This window comes from Leuconostoc litchii (assembly GCF_008107645.1).
GTDB classification, from domain to species: Bacteria; Bacillota; Bacilli; order Lactobacillales; family Lactobacillaceae; genus Leuconostoc; species Leuconostoc litchii.
The window spans coordinates 152,294-169,735 of record NZ_SDGY01000001.1; the positions used below are offsets into that span (position 1 = coordinate 152,294).

The window sequence follows — 17,442 nt, forward strand, 5'->3', positions numbered from 1 at the left end:
GGAAAATAATATGTCTCAAAATGTCAGTGCAGTAATTGTTACATTTAATCGTCTTACACTTTTAAAAGAAGTTATTGAAAGTTTGCAATCTCAAGATACAAAACTTTCGCACATTATTGTTGTCGATAATAATAGTAAAGCCGATACGCAAGAATATTTAACGTCACTTGGGGACCAAATTGATTATGTACGTCTTCCAGAAAATATTGGTGGAGCCGGTGGTTTTAATAAGGGCGTACGCTATTTCATGGAACATACAACAGATGATTTTGTTTGGTTAATGGATGATGATACAATTGTTCATTCAGATACGCTAACAGAATTATTGAAGTTTGCTGATAAAAAACAGCAATTTGGCTTTTTATCTAGCGATGTACGTTGGATCGATGGTCATCGTGCTTTGATGAATCAACCAGCACCGATGAATCGCTTGAAAGTCATACCAGAAAATCAAGTAGAACCTATTCAACTTCAAAATGCAACTTTTGTTTCTTTGCTAATAAAACGTGAAGTTGTTAAAAAAATCGGGCTACCTATTACAGAATTCTTTATCTGGGGGGATGACATTGAATATACAGAGCGTGCTGGCCGTGTGACACCGGGTTATTTTGTTCCCAGTGCAAAAGTAACTCACAAAATGGCTGAGAACGTTGGCAGTAGCTTATTAAATGACAATGCTAATAGAACACCACGTTACTTTTATTCATACCGCAATAAGCGTTATTATGCCAAAAAGCGAGACTTTTATCGTCGCAATCGTGCTATGTTACGTATGTGGGCAGAATATTTTCAAATTAAATTTTCTAATACTGAACGCAAACAAGAAAAACTTGATATCTTTAAAAAAGGTTTTCATGCAGGAAAAACCTTTGATCCTAAAATTGAATTTGCTAATGATTTAAAAGAAAAATAAAATAGTTTCTATGTGCTACTTTAGGAGACATTCATGGACAGAATAAAAATATTGTTAAAGCAGTATCAGGATGCCATTTTGTACACTATATTTGGTGGATTGACAATGATGGTCAACATTATTACATTTTGGTTAGCCTTTCAAATATTGCATATTAACTCCTCAGCATCATATTTATTTGCTTGGTTTTGGTCTATTGTTTTTGCTTATCTGACAAATAGGACTTGGGTATTTCATTCAACAGCATATGATTTCATGTCGATAGTTCATGAAATATTTCAGTTTTTGTTAGCTAGAGCTGCAACTGCGCTTCTAGGTTTTGTTATTTTTTATTTTGGTGTAAACCTATTAAAGCAAGATGCACAAATTTGGAATATGATACAAAATGTTTTTGTTATTATATCTAATTTTGTATTAAGTAAGTGGATTGTATTTAAAAAGAAGGCGCGATAGCCTTCTTTTTAATTTGTTTTTTTTGCGGTAGTAATTAAATCTTTTGCAAATTTTTCTAATAGAGGAACATCGGTTACCTTAGGATTGAGGTTAATTTTAACGCTTTCAGCACCTTTAACAGCATTAGTGAACTCAAATTGCTTTTCGAACTTGGGCACTGCAAGACAATAGTCGTCTAGATAGTAAGTATCACCTGATCCGGCAACACCGTAAACAACGTTTTCCAAATTTGCATCAGCTAAATCTTCAAAGAAATCAAGGCCTTCATCTGGTAGGGATCCTTGGTCATATGTGTATGGCACAACCACTGCAATATCAACCTGCTCTAGCTCATCTACTTCTGTTTGACTGATTTCTGACTTTTTTACTTCAACACCATCATTTTCTAGTGCTTCAATAATAATGTCTGCCACATCTTCATTGTTTCCTGTGATTGTAGCATATACAACTTGTGCTTTCATTCAAAAATTCCTCTTTTTAAACTTTATTCGTCAGAAATAATTATAGCATTTTATGAAACAAAATGAATTGTGACGGTTTGTTGACAAAATAAGAAAAAAGCTTTACAGCAAGGGCATAAGGCCTTAGTATAAGTAGGTGACTGAAATTCAAACCATAACATGCAAATTTTCAACCCCTTAGGAGATTAAAAATGATACATCAATTGTTGGCGGAATTCATGGGTACAGCCCTCATGATTATTTTCGGCGTTGGCGTTCACGCTGACGAAGTTTTGAACCGAACCAAATATCACGGTTCGGGGCATCTCTTTTCTATCACAACATGGGGGTTCGGCATCGCGATTGTTTTATTTATTTTTGGGGATGTTTACATTAATCCGGCAATGGCGATGGTGCAACTTGTGTTAGGTAATATTCAATTTGATTATTTTCTAATTGTTAGTCTAGTTGAAGTTTTGGGCGGAGTTTTCGGTTCAATGATTGTGTATGTGATGTATCAAGATCAATTTAAATTATCTGAAAAAGACATTGATCCAGTAATTGTACGTAATATTTTTTCAACGGCACCTGCAATCCGTAATTTACCTCGAAATTTTTTTGTTGAAATGTTTGCAACTTTCGTATTTTTAACAGGCATCTTAGCAATATCAGAGCGTGCTGGTGATATTCCAGGGATGGTACCATTAGCTGTTGCTTTTCTAGTTTGGGCAGTTGGTATGGGCTTAGGTGGCACAACTGGTTTTGCGATGAATTTGGCTCGAGATATGGGTCCAAGGATTGCATATACAATTATTCCTTGGAAAAAAAAGGCTTCTAGTGATTTTCAATATGGATTATTAGTGCCGGGTATAGCACCATTTGTGGGTGCGATTTTAGCTGCGCTTTTTGCAAAATTCTATTTAGGACTGTGAACGCTTACAATCCAAACGTTCGTTTAGTATCATAAAATACTGTTTTTTGTTCGTGAATAACGAACTTTTTTTATTTTTGTGAGAAAAAACTAATTTAATTACGAACGCAATAACTATTATAACTGGTAAAATAATTGAGTAGAGAAAAATTAAATAACTTGATTTGGAGACAAATATGCATACACATGACGAGATGCAAAATTTACTGCTCAATGCCGCCCAAAAGAAAAGTTCGTATACTGTAAAAAGTAAGATCGTTCTTGGCATACTTGGTGGATTAGCTATATCTCTTGGGTTTTTAGCAGCTATTCGAGCTATGGCACCCTTAGCAGCTTTGCATTCACCACTAACTTCTATAGTTGGTGCAACTTTATTTCCGGTTGGGTTAATCATGATTGTCTTTACTGGACAAGAACTAGCTACGGGAAATATGTTTGTTCTAGGATACAGCACTTTTAATCGTAAACTGACTTGGGTTAGATATTTGTCTGAAATAACAGTCATCACGCTTTTGAATGGTTTAGGTGCAGTGTTGTTAGCTTACGTCTTCGGACATTATTTAGGCCTAACGCGTACAGATATATTTGGTAAACAGGTTACTACGATGGCATTAGCCAAAGTGACGCCAAATATGCTTATGATCTTTATTTCAGCCATTGGGGCAAACTGGCTGGTATCCATGGGTGTATATTTAGGTATGGCAGCTAAAGACACTGTAGGTAAAATGATAGGTATGTGGTTTCCTGTCATGATATTTGTGTTAATCGGCTTTAATCATGTCATTGCTAATTTTTTCTTGTTACCAGCTGCGTATTTTAATGGTACGATTACATTAGTACAAATGTTACACAATCTTGTACCTGCTTTTTTTGGTAACACGGTTGGTGGTTTATTACTCGCTGCATCAGTTTATTTTACAAAGGACAATAATAATGCTTGAACGTTATTCACGAAAAGAACTTCGCGACATATGGTCGTTAAAAAATCAATATCAAACATGGCTTGATGTTGAAATTGCTGTTGATGCTGGTTGGGTTGCCGAAGGTCACATTCCAGCAGAAGATTTGGAACAAATTCGTGCCAAAGCAAAGTTTGATGTTGAACGTATTGCTGAAATTGAATTATCAACACGACATGATGTTGTGGCATTTACACGTAATGTATCTGAATCTTTGGGTGAGGAACGTAAATGGATTCATTATGGGTTAACATCAACAGATGTTGTTGACACTGCACAAGCGTTACGTCTGCGTCAAGCCAACGAGATTATTAAGCAAGATTTACAAGACTGGCGTGAAGCAATTAAAAAGTTGGCTTTGCAGTACAAAGATACAGTGATGATGGGGCGTACACACGGTGTGCACGCAGAACCAACAACATTTGGTTTGAAAATGGCTCGTTTTTATGCATCAGCAACAAGGGCTATTGAGCGTTTTGACCGTGTTGCCAACGAAGTAGAGACTGGTAAGTTATCAGGTGCTGTTGGTACATTTGCCAATGTACCACCTCATGTTGAAGAAATTGCTATGAAAGAACTTGGCTTAACGCCACAACCAATTGGTTCGCAAGTTTTGCCACGTGATTTACATGCTGATTATATACAGACAATTGCATTAATCGGGACACAAATGGAAGAATTAGCTACTGAAGTTCGTTCACTACAACGCTCTGAAATACATGAAGTTGAAGAAGGATTTGCTAAAGGTCAGAAGGGTTCCTCTGCGATGCCGCATAAGCGTAATCCAATTGGTGATGAGAACATTACTGGATTAGCACGCGTCTTACGTGGGTATGCAGTAACAGCATTAGAAAACGTTACTCTGTGGCATGAGCGTGATATTTCACATTCTTCCGCTGAACGTATTATATTGGCAGATGCGACGGCATTGATTGATTATATGTTAAATCGCCATACGGGAATTTTAAACAATTTAGGTGTCTTTCCTGAAACGATGAGAAAAAATATGGATCGTACATATGGTTTAATATATTCTCAACGCCTACTGTTAAGTTTAATTGATGCTGGATTATCTCGTGAACAGGCTTATGATACAGTACAACCATTGACGGCTCGTTCTTGGGATGAGCAATTAATGTTCCGTGACTTAGTGGATGCTGATTCAACGATTCAGGCAAGGTTAACGAAAGAGCAAGTTGATGCAGCATTTGACTATCACTATCATTTGCGCCACGTGGATGAAATTTTCAAGAGAGTAGGCTTATTAGCATGAAACCTTTGATTACACACCCTGCGATTAAAGGAGTGTTGGCTACTGAAACAGATATTCAGGCACAAGTACAACGTGTAGCTAATGAATTAACTACAAAATTTGAAAAAAATAAAGAGCGTCCAATTTTTATTGCGGTGTTAAAAGGTGGCGTCATTTTCGCTACTGATTTATTACGTAAAATGCCTTTAGATGTAGACTTTGACTTTGTTGATGTTAAAAGTTATTCTGGTGCTGAATCAACTGGACAAGTTAAAGTTGTTCATGATGTCAGTATGGACTTAACTAATCGCGATGTTGTTATTGTTGATGAAATTATTGACTCAGGCAGAACGATGCAGTGGTTAACCAACTATTTTGAGCTTAAAGGAGCTGATTCTGTGACTACGGTAGCGTTGGCAGATAAGAAGGCTGCAAGAGTAGTGGATTTTGAAGTTGATTATTTTGGTCTTGAAGTACCTGATGAATTCTTAGTTGGTTATGGTATGGACTATAATAACTTCTTTAGAAATTTACCGGTTATCGCTATTGTTGATTTTGACAAAGTTGATTTAATAAAATAAACAAATTAAAAAAGCGTCTCATTGAGATGCTTTTTGTTGTGCTATAAAATTTTGTAACTCGGAACTATATAATACTGGCTTTTTTTGAAGCGCCATAATATTTTTTGCACCAAGTAATGTCATTAATCGTGGTAACGCTTGTTGCCAAGCATAAATTTCTTCAAGAAGTGGTGTTTGCCCTTTCTCTAGTAGAGTGGTGAGCATGTATCCGGCACTTGATGTTAAAGAGGCACCTAACATTAGGCTGGTGATAATATGATTTACGTTTTCAATGCCACCAGTGGCAATAAGAGGCAAATCATTTTTGGCTATTTTTGCTTCAATAAGACTTTCAACAGTAGAAAAACCATAGTTATCTAGGTTAACAGATTCGTTGAGATGGTTACGTCTTCGTTCAATAATAGAGAAATTTGTACCATTAGCACCACCTACATTGATAGCAGCAGGATTAAGTGCTGAGATCTTTTTGAAAGTATCTTGGCTCATACCAAAGCCAACCTCCTTGATGATAACAGGTACTGGCGTTTTAGCAATAATTTCGGCAAGATTATCCAACCAATAAAATGACCGATCACCTTCAGCCATTACAAGTTCTTGTGCAGCGTTGACATGCAATTCGATAGCATTGGCATCAATCATTTGAATTGCTTCACGGACGTTTGCAAGGGGATGATCAGCCCCTAAATTAGCCAATAAAAAACCCGTAGGATTATTTTTTCTGACAATTTCAAACGAATGGCGAATATCAGGTTCTTTTAGGGCGATAGATTGTGATCCAACAGCCATCGCAATTTCAGATTTTGCCGCAATTTGAGATAATTGAGTATTAATTTTGGCAGTTAAGTTTGAACCGCCAGTCATAGCTTCAATGTAAAATGGCCATTTAAAAGTATGACCCATCAATGAAGTTGATACGTCAACGTCTGATACACTCATTTCTGGAAAAGTATTAGGTAACCAACGAACATCGTCATAGGTAGCACCAATTTTTGGTAATGAACGATTACGCCAAAGTTTGGCACTAATTGATAAGTGCTCATCTTTACGATGAGATTGAGCAGATTCAGTCATGTTAACCTCGATTCTGTGGAGCAATTTTAATGTACCGTGCATCAATACCAGCAGCTTGCCATTGTTCTGGTAATTTAGTAGGTGCATTCACAACTGCAAAGCCATTGTCGCCAAATCCAGCACCACTAATTTTTCCAGCTGTCGTACCAAGTGATTGTAGTAGTTTAGACAATTTTGGTGTAACATATTTTTTTGGTAACGTGTTGCTTAATAGTATTTGATTTGATTTTAAATTATTGGAGAAATTATTGTAGTCACTATTAATGACAGAATGAATAATGTTTTTGGTAATTTCATCACTTTGGTGGAAAAAGTCAGTAGTTAAACTTCCTGATAAAAGCGCTTTATGTGTATCAGCACTTTCGTGCGTTGCGCCGAGCAGTATGTTCCAGCTTGCGGGCCATAAAAGAGGTGTGATTTTTAAATTTTGCCAAGTAATTTCAACTAGTTCTGGTTGTATCCAGTTTTTGTCTGACAAAATATAGGTTGATAAATCTGGACTGTTATAGGCAATAACACCACCATAAGTAATTGCGGCAACATCTCCCAATGAACCATTCTTTTGAATATGAAGATGAGCAAGGGCTGCAAGTTTAAATTGTTTTAAAATAGGTAAATCGATTTCAAAATGTTTATTGAGGGCAGATATGATACCAACAACAACGGCCGCAGAGGATCCAAGCCCTAGCTTTCCAGTGCTATGATTCATATCACTTTCAATAGAGATATGAATTTCATGTAGATTATCATTTAATTTTTTCATATCAAGGTATTGAGTGAAGATCTTGATCGCAGCACAAACAAACCGCCATTCGTGGTTCAACTCAGAGAATGATTGACCAATATTGAATTTTAAGTCATCAGAAATGGTATCAGAGGTAATTGTAGAAGAGTTTGTAGCAGATGTTATTTCAATTTGTAAGCCAGTAGTAATTGCAACAATTAATGCAGTATTGCCGGGATGAGTAATAGCATATTCACCAGCTAAAAAAAGTTTACCAGGGATAGATATTTTAGTCATAAGAAATTCCAGGGCCGCTTTGTGCGACTTCAACAGCTAGCGTTGGCATAGCATTTTTCAATATATTAACAATGGTTGATGCCTCGTCTTTAGTTGTAATGATTTTAACATTTGGACCAGCATCTATCGTTGCGTAGGCTAAAATACCTTGATGACGCATATCTTGTATTAACGATAAAATCATTTGTGTTTGATCAGTAAAGTAAGTGAAAGGCTGACGAGATGCTGTTAAATTTAAGGCATGCATACCTAATGCATTGTCCTCAGCAATAGAGCCAACTTTATCAATATCTGCATGTTGAATAGCTGATTGCATATCAATAAGTTGATTAGCAGACTTCACTAACCAATCATCATAGTTTGGTGAAGTCAACGCACGTTGCATGCCTTCAGTAGAAGAAATCTTTTTTTCTGCATGACTAACCTCAGCGACTACTAGAGCAATTGGCATATCGGATGCATTGAGGCTTTCTGCAAAAGACGATTCATCGTCAATACCTTTATGCCAAACTGCAAAATTTCCAAAAAATGAACGACTAGCCGAACCAGAACCTCGGCGAGCTAAACGAGATAATTCTTCATTAGATAAATTCATACCAAGCTCATGCACAACAACACCTGTTAATGCAGCAAATGCAGACGCAGAAGAGGCAAGGCCAGCGCTTGTAGGAACATGATTCTCAGAAATTACTTTCAATGGTGAAAAGTCACCTAGTTGTTTACGAAGCATATTCAAGAAGTGATGAATTCTTGTGGCATCAGCGGGTTGATTATTTAAAACAAAGCTATCTATCTCCGCAGATGAAACAGATGTTGTTGTATAGTATTTGTCCAATGTTAATGACAACGAACTAGTGGTAGGCAAGTTTAATTCAATATTTTTTTTGCCCCAGTATTTGATTAGAGCGATATTTGTATGTGCAGTAGCTTTCATAGTGGTTGAATCCATGTGTTCTGTGCGCCAGCTTTATTAAGTGCATTGGCAATTGTAATAGCGTCATTATTATTTCTAGCTAGGGCAAACATTGCGCCACCAATGCCAGCACCAGTAAGTTTAGCACCCAAAGCCCCTGCGTGAGTTGCGGCGTTAACTAATTTATCTAATTTCGGATGAGAAATACCTAACGACTGTAATTCGTGGTGTGCAGCTGTGAACATCATTCCTAGATGCTCGGGATTATTTTCAGAAATATCAATGCGAATTTTTTCTGCTATTGCTCCTAAATGTTGGAGCGTAGACCATGCTCTTTTTTGATCATTCATCAAAAATTCTTTGACAATACTTATAGCGTGGACAGTTTGACCATGAATACCAGTGTCAGCTAAAACTAAGGTGCCTGACAAGTTCATGTCAAATTTTTCCATCGTTTTATTTTTGATAAACCAAATGGGGCTACTAGAATTAACTGTTGTGGCATCTAAACCAGATGGTGAACCGTGTGAAATAACTTCTTCGATATTTGTGAAGTAATTTAGTTCGGTGTTATGCAATTCAGCATCAAAATAATCAAAAAATGCTCTTGTAATAGCAGTTGCTAAAGCAGCTGATGCGCCAAAACCGCGTTCTTGAGGAACATTTGAATCAATGCTCAAGATGAAAGGCACGTTAGTCATTTGAAACTTATTAATTAAACGTAACAATAACTGACGTATACCTTCAACGTTGGCACCGAGTTCGCTCAAGTCGCCATGAAATTCAGCGCCATCAATGGTTTGACCTCGAAAAGCTGGTCGCAATGTGGCAGTAACTGTCATATTGGGTAGAGGAATTGCAATTGCAGGTTCCCCATAAACAACGGCGTGTTCGCCTATTAATATTGCTTTTGCGTGGGATTGACCCACACCATTCATTTGACTTAACATAAATTTCTCCAGATGTACTTTACTATTGTACCTCACGGGAGTATTTAGTGTAAAATATAAAAGAGTATTACGTTGTTTAGTGCGCCTGGTTAACACGTAGTAAACAGCGTAATACTTGTATAAAAAGTGCTAGTATGCACATTTGGAAAGGTACTTTATATGAACGCCAATGATACATTTGCGGTCGTTGACCTCGAGACCACAGGGCATAGTGTAAAAAAAGGTGGACGAATTATTCAGATAGGCATGACGTTTATTAAAAAGCGTCAAATTGTTGATCATTTTGAATCATTTGTTAACCCGGGTCAACCAATTGATCGTCAGATTCAGCAATTGACACATATTTCACAAAAAGATGTGCGAGATGCGCCTTATTTTGAAGAAATTGCGCCAGTACTGCAAAATCTACTGAAAGATACAGTTTTGATTGCGCATAATGTTAATTTTGATTACCCTTACTTAAATGAAGAATTTGAGAGAACAGGTTTTTCTCCATTAAAAATTAATGCTATTGATACAGTCCAATTGGCACAAATATTATTACCAACAGCACCAGGATATCGTTTGTTGGACTTAACAACGCATTTGAACATTACATTGGACAATGCACATCGGGCTAATGCTGATGCTAATGCGACCGCATTACTTTTTTTAAAATTATGGAAAAAACTAGAAACACTTCCTGAACCAACATTAAAGCAACTTCAACAAAAAGAATGGCCATTGTTGAGACAAACACAGCAGTTTTTAAAAATTGTTCGTTCCAAAAATAAACAGAATTTTAACTATTATAATCAAATTGCTTTATTGCCAAAGTATTTAGAAAGGGTAAGTGAGCAGTCAAGTGACTTGTCTAAGAAATCTTTTCCTAAAACGAATGAAGCAAAAGAAAAATTATTTGGCCATTGGTTGTCTACAAATGAAGCACAAAATGATTTGATAAATCGAGTTTATAAGTTTTTAAACAAGCGCACAGATGGGTTATTAACGACCTTGACTGGACCAAGAGTTGGGAAAACCTTAGCTTACCTAGTTCCCGTTGTTTTGAGTCAAAAAAAAGCTGTATTACTCACTAACGATGATAGTTTACAATCACAACAAATAAATATTATTTCAAAACTATCAGCATTGTTTAATGTGCCTGTACAAAGTGCAATTTTATACGAGCCTACTGATTACGTTGATATTGAAAAATTTTCTCAGTTGCTATTAGAAGAAGGAACACCACAGGAACAATTTTTTAAGGCTCGTTTATTAGTTTGGCTCACAGAAACAACGACTGGTCTACTTCAAGAAATTATTGTGGGGGTTCAGAATGACAAGTTATTGCAGTCAATTTGTGGTCATAATGAGTCTTATTTTTTTCAAAAAGCATATCAGCAAGCCAATGAATCACAAATTATTGTGATGAATTTTAATACATATTTTGTTCAGAGTAAACAATTGCGAGCAGATTTAGCAATTGACAAATGGCCAATTGTTGTGATGGAAACACCAACACAGTTTGTGGACGATTTACATGATTATTTTTGTACGTCATTAAATGTAACGCAATATCAAAATGTTTTAAAAGGACTGAATCACCAAGAAATACCAGGTTTAACACATAAGCAACGCTTGTTTGTTAGACAAAGTGTTAGTGAATCATTAAGGTTACTGAAGCAAATCGTACAATCAGACAAAGTGCAGACTATTTTAAAGCGTATTGAACGACTATTGTTAATTACCATACGCTTAAATGAGTTGTTTGAAATGAATGGAACCAGTGTACCTTATGAATTTCAAAATGCAGCAGTACAGTTATTAAAAATACAGCGACTAAAGTTAAGAGATGAAATTGTAATAAACAATACATGGCTTGAAGAAAATGGTCAATCACAACACAAAATATTGTTTAATGTACAAGAAAAGGTCATTTATCAGGAAGAATTTGTGGCCAACGTTAACAAATTATTAGTTGTTAGCGAATTTTTGCCAGTAGAAATAACCGATTTTTTACGTGATGTACCTAGTTCATTTACAGTAGAACGAGCGTTTATTCATAATGACTTGCAACCAATTCGGGTTGTTCAACTACAACGTTCATCACCTGTCGCTCATTTGCAATCTATTACTCAGTTTAACGCTGGTGAAATACTATTGATTGTTCCTAATGAAGAGCGGGTGAATCATTGGTATCAAAAAATTAAATTCGCTGTGACAACAAATTATAATGTTGTTGCTGAAGGTATAACAGGTTCCTTAAAAAAGATTCAACGGCAAAGTCAAATGAAACGAAACAATATTGTGATTGTCACGCCTAATATTTTTTCAACTATGTGGTTACGTGAACAAGAATTACCAGCAATTGTTATGGTACCAGAACGGGAAGTTTGGCAACCGGTTTCAAGATTAGGTTATGTATTAACTCAAATGCAGCGGCATCAACAAGGTGTTTTGATTTCTCAATTGAACGCGATGCAACGGAATCGCTTTAAAGAACAAATTATTTTAGAAAAAATAAACCTTAAATTAGGGTTGGCAGAGCAATATGATGTATTGTTACGTAACCTGTAATTTATCACTCAAAGTAGGTGGTTTTTTTGATATAATATTTTGTGAATGTGCAAATACGGAGGTGTTGGATAAATGATACAATTTAAAGATGATATTCGAATTCGTCAACGCCATCGTCAAACACGTGTTCATTGGGCGCATGTCTGGTTTGTTGTTATTGGCATTTTAATTGTTTTAGCCGCATTTATTCTTGGGTATTTTTATATTTCACTAGCTCCTATGCGCCAAGCTGAAAATCGTGTTCAAAAATTAGTGCGTGATAAAACAAGTATTGCCACTGTAACACAAGTGTCAGTGGACTATCGTAAAACGACAACTTATGCAGTGTTAGGACAGACAGCATCTGGTACAGAAAAAGTTGCTATTGTTCGGCATAACAAAGTAAAAACATACAATCGATCAGAGGGTATGTCGGACAGTCAACTAAAAAAAATAATAACTAAGAAGTATAAACCTAAAAAACTCTATTCAGCTAATATCAGTGAATACCAAGGAGTATTAGTTTGGGAAATAAGCTACAAAGGGGCAGATAGCAAGTTGAATTATCTCACCTTAGATTTTAAAACAGGAAAGGCATATCGTGCTATTTCGGGCATGTAGAAAGGAATATAAAGTGATAACTCTTTCAAATCGTGTGAACGCTATAACTGCTTCACCAACGTTGGCAATGAATGCACTCGCTAAGCAGATGCAAGCAGCGGGTATTGATGTGATTAATCTTGGTGTGGGCGAGCCTGATTTCCAAACACCAGATAATATTTCTAGAGCAGCTATTGCGGCAGTTAAAGCACAAAAAACTAGTTTTTACACACCAGCCAGTGGTCTCCTTGCCTTAAAAGAGGCCATTGTTGAACGTGTGGCTCGACAATATAATGCAAATATTATGACGGAAAACGTTTCTGTCACTACAGGCGCAAAATTGTCATTGTATGTTTTAATGCAAGTTTTGCTTAATCCAGGGGATGTAGTTGTGACTGCTGCACCGGAATGGGTTAGCTATGTTGAACAAATTAAATTAGCTGGTGGTCGTTTAATTGAAGTTCATTCTGATAATCCGGCAATGAAATTGACGATTTCAGAATTGAAAAAAATTAAAGATGATGTTAAATTAATCATTGTCAATTCTCCCACTAATCCCACTGGGCAAGTCTACACAAAGTCAGAGATTGAAGACATTTTAAACTGGGCTAATGAACATGATACATTTGTCATTTTAGATGAAATCTACGGTCAACTAGTTTACAATGGAGCGCAATTTACTTCTGGATTGCAATTACAAGAGCCAGAAAATAGTCACATGATTATTGTCGACGGTGTATCGAAATCTTATTCGATGACTGGTTGGCGCATTGGCTGGACGATTGCAAGTTCCGCTATCATTTCCGCTATGAACAAATTACTTGGTCACATGACTTCAAATCCGACTGTGGCAGCTCAATATGCAGCGATTGAAGCTTTAAGTGGGGAGCAAGATACAGTTGAATATATGCGTAAGGCCTTTGAGCAACGTTTAAACACTACGTTTGAGGCTTTGAACGATATTGATGGTTTGCAAGTTGATGTCAAACCACAAGGTGCGTTTTATCTGTTCCCTAAAATTGATGAAAATACTATAAAACGTGTAGGTGTAAAAAATACGGTTGAATTATCAACTAAAATTTTAGAAGAGGCTCATGTTGCCTTGCCAGCGGGAGAGGGTTTTGGCATGCCTAATTACTTGAGATTAAGCTATGCTAAAGACCAAGCGACATTAGATGAAGCAATCAAGCGCTTAAAAATGTTTTTTAAAAAATATATGAAAGATTAATATAGTGATGAGTGAAGAATTTCCAAAAATTAAAATTATTGATGCAAAAAATTACGTTGGGCATACGGTTACAATTGGTGCTTGGCTACGACAAAAAAGAGGTAGTGGGAAACTAGCCTTTTTACAGTTAAGAGATGGTACTGCATTTTTCCAAGGCGTTGTGGCTAAAGCTGACGTAGCTGAAAATATTTTTGAACTCGCTAAAGGATTGAAACAAGAAACTAGTATTTATGTTACTGGTGAAATTCATGAGGATAGTCGTTCTTCATTTGGTTATGAAATGGCGGTTTCTGATATTCAAATTATCGGCGAAAGTCATGATTATCCAATTACGCCAAAAGAACATGGTACAGACTTTTTGTTTGATGAACGACATCTGTATTTGCGTCATTTAAAGCCTTTTGCCACGTTGAAGATTCGAAATACTTTAATCGCAGCAACCTATGAATTCTTTAATGATGAAGGGTTTACAAAGTTAGATGCACCTGTTTTAACAGGATCTGCTCCGGAAGGGACAACAGAACTGTTTGAGACAGATTATTTTGGCGAACCTGCCTTTTTATCACAAACTGGGCAGTTATATGCTGAGGCTGGTGCAATGGCATTTGGAAAGGTATTTACTTTTGGTCCAACATTCCGTGCTGAAAAGTCAAAAACAAGGCGTCATTTAACAGAATTTTGGATGATTGAGCCAGAGATGGCTTTTATGAATCAAGAAGAAAGCTTGAAAATTCAAGAGCGTTATATTGCTTTCTTAATTTCAAAAGTACTTGAAAAAAATGAACAAGAGCTTGATATCTTGAATCGAGATAAAGAATTGTTACAGTCATACACGCAGCTACCTTATCCACGCGTAAGTTATGATGATGCTATTAAGTTATTGCAAGAGAATGAATTTGACGTTGAATGGGGTGTGGATTTTGGTTCACCTGAAGAAACATTCCTAGCCAATCATTTTGCTAAACCAGTGTTTATTGTAAACTTCCCTAAGGCAATTAAGCCATTTTACATGAAGCGACATGAAACACGTGATGATGTTGTTGTGTCAGCTGATTTATTAGCTCCTGAAGGTTATGGTGAAATCATTGGTGGATCAGAACGTGACACGGATTACGATTATTTGAAAAAATTAATTGAAGAGCAAGGACTGAGCATGGATGAATATTCATGGTATCTTGATTTAAGAAAATATGGTTCAGTGCCACATTCAGGATTCGGACTTGGTTTGGAACGTATGGTTACATTTGTCACAGGGGAAGAGCATATTCGTGAAGCAATTCCATTCCCTCGTATGACCAATCGCTTGCGACCTTGACAATGGTTTTTATATCATATGCTTTTGGTCTGAGTATGATACACTATTTATAGAAGAAAAAACGTCCAACTTGATTGGACGTTTTTATAACTGAGGCAATATGATGTTAGAAAAAAGATTACAACAATATATTCAAGCAGGAAATACCACTGTGAATAATGATTTGTTACTGCATTATCAAGATATTGGTTTTGATAATGATGATTTAGCATTGTATATGCAAGTGCAAAGAATTCAAGGGCGAGGAGATCAAGCGACACCAGCTGCAATTGCTCAAGTGATGCATACGACCGAAAAGATTGTTATTACACGCCTTCAAAGCTTAATTCGCCGTGATTTAATGCAAGTGCATGGTGGTAGTATCCAGACAGAAACATATGATTTCACGCCGCTGTTTGAAAAACTATTGGGTGGTCAAGTTGTTGAACGTTCGGACATTATAGCCGATGGTAAGAGTGCTCGTCGCGAGATTATGCAAACTTTGGAGGCTGAGTTTGGCCGGCCATTATCACCAATGGAAATACAAACAGTAGGACATTGGTTTGATCAAGATCATTTTGAACCGGTTATGATGTTACTGGCAATTCAAGAAGCTGTTGCTAATAATGCACGCAGTTTACGTTATATAGAAACCATACTTGCTAATTGGCAGCGTGAACATGTTACAACACCGCAGGAAGCTCAAGTGGCTAAACAACGGAGACGTGGTGTGACCTATAATAATGTCATTGATTAATTAGTTAAATATAATATCATATCGTTCGTTAAGATGAAAGCCAAAAATCGGACTAGTATCTTCTCTGAAAAGTATAGTATTTGCGGACGACTCACGTAACCGAGCAAATAACTGTGACAGAGACAAGGCTTTGTTACTATTATTTGCAACTAATAAAATATCAACATGATTGTCTGCGTATTTTATTGCTACAACAGGTTGAGTGTTGTTTTCAATAAATAATTTTGTATCTAGTGACATATACTGTGTTAAGTCTTCTAAATCTGTTAATCTCATATACTAATTATAAAGGAAAATCATGGAAAAAACATATCATTTAATGGCAACAGCAGCAGCCGGACTAGAATCACTTGTCGGCAAAGAACTAGAACGTTTGGGCTATGAGCACCAAGTAGAGAATTATCGTGTTCGCTTTAATGGTACACAAAAAGATATTTTGAATGCCAATGTTTGGCTCCGTACAGCTGACCGAATCAAAATTATTGTTGGTGAATTTGAGGCAACTACATTTGACCAATTATTTGAAGGTGTAAAAGCGTTGCCATGGGAAGAATATCTGAACTACGACTCGGAGTTCCCTGTTGCTGGTCGTTCAAAGAAATCGGAGTTATTCAGTGTCCCTGATGTGCAAGCTATTACTAAAAAAGCTATTGTAAACAGATTACAAGATGCTTACCATATTAGAACACGTTTACCAGAAAATGGCTACTTTGCCCAACTTGAAGTGATGATTGACAAGAATCATGTTATCGTCACTTTAGACACAACGGGTGAATCACTGTTTAAGCGAGGCTACCGAGTGAATAAGGGTGGTGCTCCACTAAAGGAAAATTTTGCAGCAGCATTGGTCTTACTTACTAATTGGCATCCAGACAGACCATTTGTGGATCCAACAACTGGTTCTGGCACAATTGCTATTGAAGCAGCGTTAATCGGTCGTAACATTGCGCCTGGTTTAATTCGCGACTTTGATATTGAAAATATGGACTGGTTTGATAAAAAATTGTCAGATGAGGTTCGTGATGCCGCTGAGGAAAAAGCTGACTACGATCGTACACTAGATATTGAAGCTTTTGATATTGACGAGAATATGATTGAAATTGCTAAAGAGAACGCAAAACATGCTGGATTGAGTCAAGATATTACTTTTAAACAATTGGCAGCCAAAGATTGGATTACCGATAAAATTAATGGTGTTTTGGTTACGAATCCGCCTTACGGGGAACGTCTAGGTGAATTGGACGCTGCTCGTGAGTTATATGAACAGATGGGTGATGTCTATCGTAAGTTACCAAGTTGGAGTAAATACATCTTAACAAGTGATTTAGAGTTTGAGAATTCGTATGGTGAAAAGGCTACTAAACGACGTAAATTATACAATGGTGCACTACGCGTTGATTACTTCCAATATTGGGGAAAGCGTGTTAGATAAAAAGTAAGGGTGTGAAACAACCCTTACTTTTTTTGATTAGTTTAATTTGTGCGAGGTGACTAATATTTATTTTTTTCTTTGTATATTATTCTCATGAAAAAATCATTTACCA

General features: G+C 36.5%; 18 protein-coding genes. 12 read left to right on the forward strand and 6 right to left on the reverse strand.

Translation table 11 applies throughout. The features are described from left to right. The first annotated feature begins 10 nt into the window (after positions 1–10). Both ESZ47_RS00705 and ESZ47_RS00710 read left to right on the forward strand, forming a co-directional pair. Positions 11–913, forward strand: coding sequence for a glycosyltransferase family 2 protein (locus ESZ47_RS00705; RefSeq protein WP_148603858.1), 903 nt, complete (start codon positions 11–13; stop codon positions 911–913). Positions 914–946: 33 nt separating this feature from the next. Next, the gene (locus ESZ47_RS00710; RefSeq protein ID WP_148603859.1) at positions 947–1,366 is read left to right on the forward strand and encodes a GtrA family protein; all 420 of its coding nucleotides are present in this window, start codon (positions 947–949) and stop codon (positions 1,364–1,366) included. 8 nt (positions 1,367–1,374) lie between these two features. Here ESZ47_RS00710 and ESZ47_RS00715 read toward each other — a convergent pair whose 3' ends face one another. Further along, positions 1,375–1,827, reverse strand: coding sequence for a flavodoxin (locus ESZ47_RS00715; protein ID WP_148603861.1), 453 nt, complete (start codon positions 1,825–1,827; stop codon positions 1,375–1,377). 191 nt (positions 1,828–2,018) lie between these two features. Between ESZ47_RS00715 and larD the strand changes: the two genes are divergently transcribed. From larD to hpt, 4 genes are all read left to right on the forward strand, one after another. Further along, positions 2,019–2,738, forward strand: coding sequence for a D/L-lactic acid transporter LarD (larD, locus tag ESZ47_RS00720; protein ID WP_148603863.1), 720 nt, complete (start codon positions 2,019–2,021; stop codon positions 2,736–2,738). 175 nt (positions 2,739–2,913) lie between these two features. Further along, complete coding sequence (locus ESZ47_RS00725; protein ID WP_148603865.1) at positions 2,914–3,678, forward strand: formate/nitrite transporter family protein; 765 nt, start codon at positions 2,914–2,916, stop codon at positions 3,676–3,678. Continuing rightward, complete coding sequence (gene purB, locus ESZ47_RS00730) at positions 3,671–4,969, forward strand: adenylosuccinate lyase (protein WP_148603866.1); 1,299 nt, start codon at positions 3,671–3,673, stop codon at positions 4,967–4,969. Before ESZ47_RS00725 ends, purB begins: the two co-directional genes overlap by 8 nt. Beyond that, complete coding sequence (gene hpt / locus ESZ47_RS00735) at positions 4,966–5,529, forward strand: hypoxanthine phosphoribosyltransferase (RefSeq protein WP_148603868.1); 564 nt, start codon at positions 4,966–4,968, stop codon at positions 5,527–5,529. Before purB ends, hpt begins: the two co-directional genes overlap by 4 nt. Positions 5,530–5,547: 18 nt before the next feature. Here the strand turns inward: hpt and fni are convergent, their stop codons facing one another. Genes fni through mvk form a run of 4 tightly spaced genes read right to left on the reverse strand, consistent with a single transcriptional unit; the run spans position 5,548 to position 9,484 of the window. Next, a complete protein-coding gene (gene fni / locus ESZ47_RS00740) occupies positions 5,548–6,600 on the reverse strand; it encodes a type 2 isopentenyl-diphosphate Delta-isomerase (RefSeq protein WP_148603870.1) in 1,053 nt (350 codons plus the stop codon). A gap of 1 nt (position 6,601) precedes the next feature. Beyond that, entirely contained in the window at positions 6,602–7,621 is a 1,020-nt protein-coding gene (locus ESZ47_RS00745) for a phosphomevalonate kinase (RefSeq protein ID WP_148603872.1), read from the reverse strand. Then, positions 7,614–8,555, reverse strand: a complete 942-nt coding sequence (mvaD, locus tag ESZ47_RS00750; protein WP_425280127.1) for a diphosphomevalonate decarboxylase — start codon at positions 8,553–8,555, stop codon at positions 7,614–7,616. Before mvaD ends, ESZ47_RS00745 begins: the two co-directional genes overlap by 8 nt. Then, positions 8,552–9,484: a mevalonate kinase gene (gene mvk, locus ESZ47_RS00755; RefSeq protein ID WP_148603876.1), complete on the reverse strand. Its 933-nt coding sequence runs from the start codon at positions 9,482–9,484 to the stop codon at positions 8,552–8,554. The genes mvaD and mvk overlap by 4 nt, the downstream gene beginning before the upstream one ends. A gap of 159 nt (positions 9,485–9,643) precedes the next feature. On the opposite strand from mvk, the gene ESZ47_RS00760 reads away from it, so the two are divergent. From ESZ47_RS00760 to ESZ47_RS00780, 5 genes are all read left to right on the forward strand, one after another. Further along, entirely contained in the window at positions 9,644–12,040 is a 2,397-nt protein-coding gene (locus ESZ47_RS00760; RefSeq protein ID WP_148603878.1) for an exonuclease domain-containing protein, read from the forward strand. Positions 12,041–12,112: 72 nt separating this feature from the next. Then, positions 12,113–12,640 carry a cell wall elongation regulator TseB-like domain-containing protein gene (locus tag ESZ47_RS00765; protein ID WP_148603880.1) on the forward strand — a complete coding sequence of 176 codons (528 nt, stop codon included), beginning with the start codon at positions 12,113–12,115 and terminating at the stop codon, positions 12,638–12,640. Between the two features lie 13 nt (positions 12,641–12,653). Then, positions 12,654–13,847 (forward strand): pyridoxal phosphate-dependent aminotransferase, encoded by a 1,194-nt coding sequence (locus ESZ47_RS00770; protein ID WP_148603882.1) that lies wholly within the window; start codon positions 12,654–12,656, stop codon positions 13,845–13,847. 7 nt (positions 13,848–13,854) lie between these two features. Further along, a complete protein-coding gene (asnS, locus tag ESZ47_RS00775) occupies positions 13,855–15,162 on the forward strand; it encodes an asparagine--tRNA ligase (protein ID WP_148603884.1) in 1,308 nt (435 codons plus the stop codon). A gap of 100 nt (positions 15,163–15,262) precedes the next feature. Beyond that, a complete protein-coding gene (locus ESZ47_RS00780; RefSeq protein WP_148603886.1) occupies positions 15,263–15,898 on the forward strand; it encodes a DnaD domain protein in 636 nt (211 codons plus the stop codon). Here the strand turns inward: ESZ47_RS00780 and ESZ47_RS00785 are convergent, their stop codons facing one another. After that, positions 15,899–16,174 (reverse strand): hypothetical protein, encoded by a 276-nt coding sequence (locus ESZ47_RS00785; RefSeq protein WP_244307532.1) that lies wholly within the window; start codon positions 16,172–16,174, stop codon positions 15,899–15,901. It abuts the gene before it with no gap. Between the two features lie 22 nt (positions 16,175–16,196). Between ESZ47_RS00785 and ESZ47_RS00790 the strand changes: the two genes are divergently transcribed. After that, positions 16,197–17,330 (forward strand): THUMP domain-containing class I SAM-dependent RNA methyltransferase, encoded by a 1,134-nt coding sequence (locus ESZ47_RS00790; protein WP_148603888.1) that lies wholly within the window; start codon positions 16,197–16,199, stop codon positions 17,328–17,330. The last annotated feature ends 112 nt before the right edge of the window (positions 17,331–17,442 follow it).

Bases quoted from the DNA above. Each gene is read 5' to 3' on its own strand.
- ESZ47_RS00705 (WP_148603858.1), top strand. From the start codon at position 11: ATGTCTCAAAATGTCAGTGCAGTAATTGTTACATTTAATCGTCTTACA.
- ESZ47_RS00710 (WP_148603859.1), top strand. From the start codon at position 947: ATGGACAGAATAAAAATATTGTTAAAGCAGTATCAGGATGCCATTTTG.
- ESZ47_RS00715 (WP_148603861.1), bottom strand. From the start codon at position 1,827: ATGAAAGCACAAGTTGTATATGCTACAATCACAGGAAACAATGAAGAT.
- larD (WP_148603863.1), top strand. From the start codon at position 2,019: ATGATACATCAATTGTTGGCGGAATTCATGGGTACAGCCCTCATGATT.
- ESZ47_RS00725 (WP_148603865.1), top strand. From the start codon at position 2,914: ATGCATACACATGACGAGATGCAAAATTTACTGCTCAATGCCGCCCAA.
- purB (WP_148603866.1), top strand. From the start codon at position 3,671: ATGCTTGAACGTTATTCACGAAAAGAACTTCGCGACATATGGTCGTTA.
- hpt (WP_148603868.1), top strand. From the start codon at position 4,966: ATGAAACCTTTGATTACACACCCTGCGATTAAAGGAGTGTTGGCTACT.
- fni (WP_148603870.1), bottom strand. From the start codon at position 6,600: ATGACTGAATCTGCTCAATCTCATCGTAAAGATGAGCACTTATCAATT.
- ESZ47_RS00745 (WP_148603872.1), bottom strand. From the start codon at position 7,621: ATGACTAAAATATCTATCCCTGGTAAACTTTTTTTAGCTGGTGAATAT.
- mvaD (WP_425280127.1), bottom strand. From the start codon at position 8,555: ATGAAAGCTACTGCACATACAAATATCGCTCTAATCAAATACTGGGGC.
- mvk (WP_148603876.1), bottom strand. From the start codon at position 9,484: ATGTTAAGTCAAATGAATGGTGTGGGTCAATCCCACGCAAAAGCAATA.
- ESZ47_RS00760 (WP_148603878.1), top strand. From the start codon at position 9,644: ATGAACGCCAATGATACATTTGCGGTCGTTGACCTCGAGACCACAGGG.
- ESZ47_RS00765 (WP_148603880.1), top strand. From the start codon at position 12,113: ATGATACAATTTAAAGATGATATTCGAATTCGTCAACGCCATCGTCAA.
- asnS (WP_148603884.1), top strand. From the start codon at position 13,855: ATGAGTGAAGAATTTCCAAAAATTAAAATTATTGATGCAAAAAATTAC.
- ESZ47_RS00780 (WP_148603886.1), top strand. From the start codon at position 15,263: ATGATGTTAGAAAAAAGATTACAACAATATATTCAAGCAGGAAATACC.
- ESZ47_RS00785 (WP_244307532.1), bottom strand. From the start codon at position 16,174: ATGAGATTAACAGATTTAGAAGACTTAACACAGTATATGTCACTAGAT.
- ESZ47_RS00790 (WP_148603888.1), top strand. From the start codon at position 16,197: ATGGAAAAAACATATCATTTAATGGCAACAGCAGCAGCCGGACTAGAA.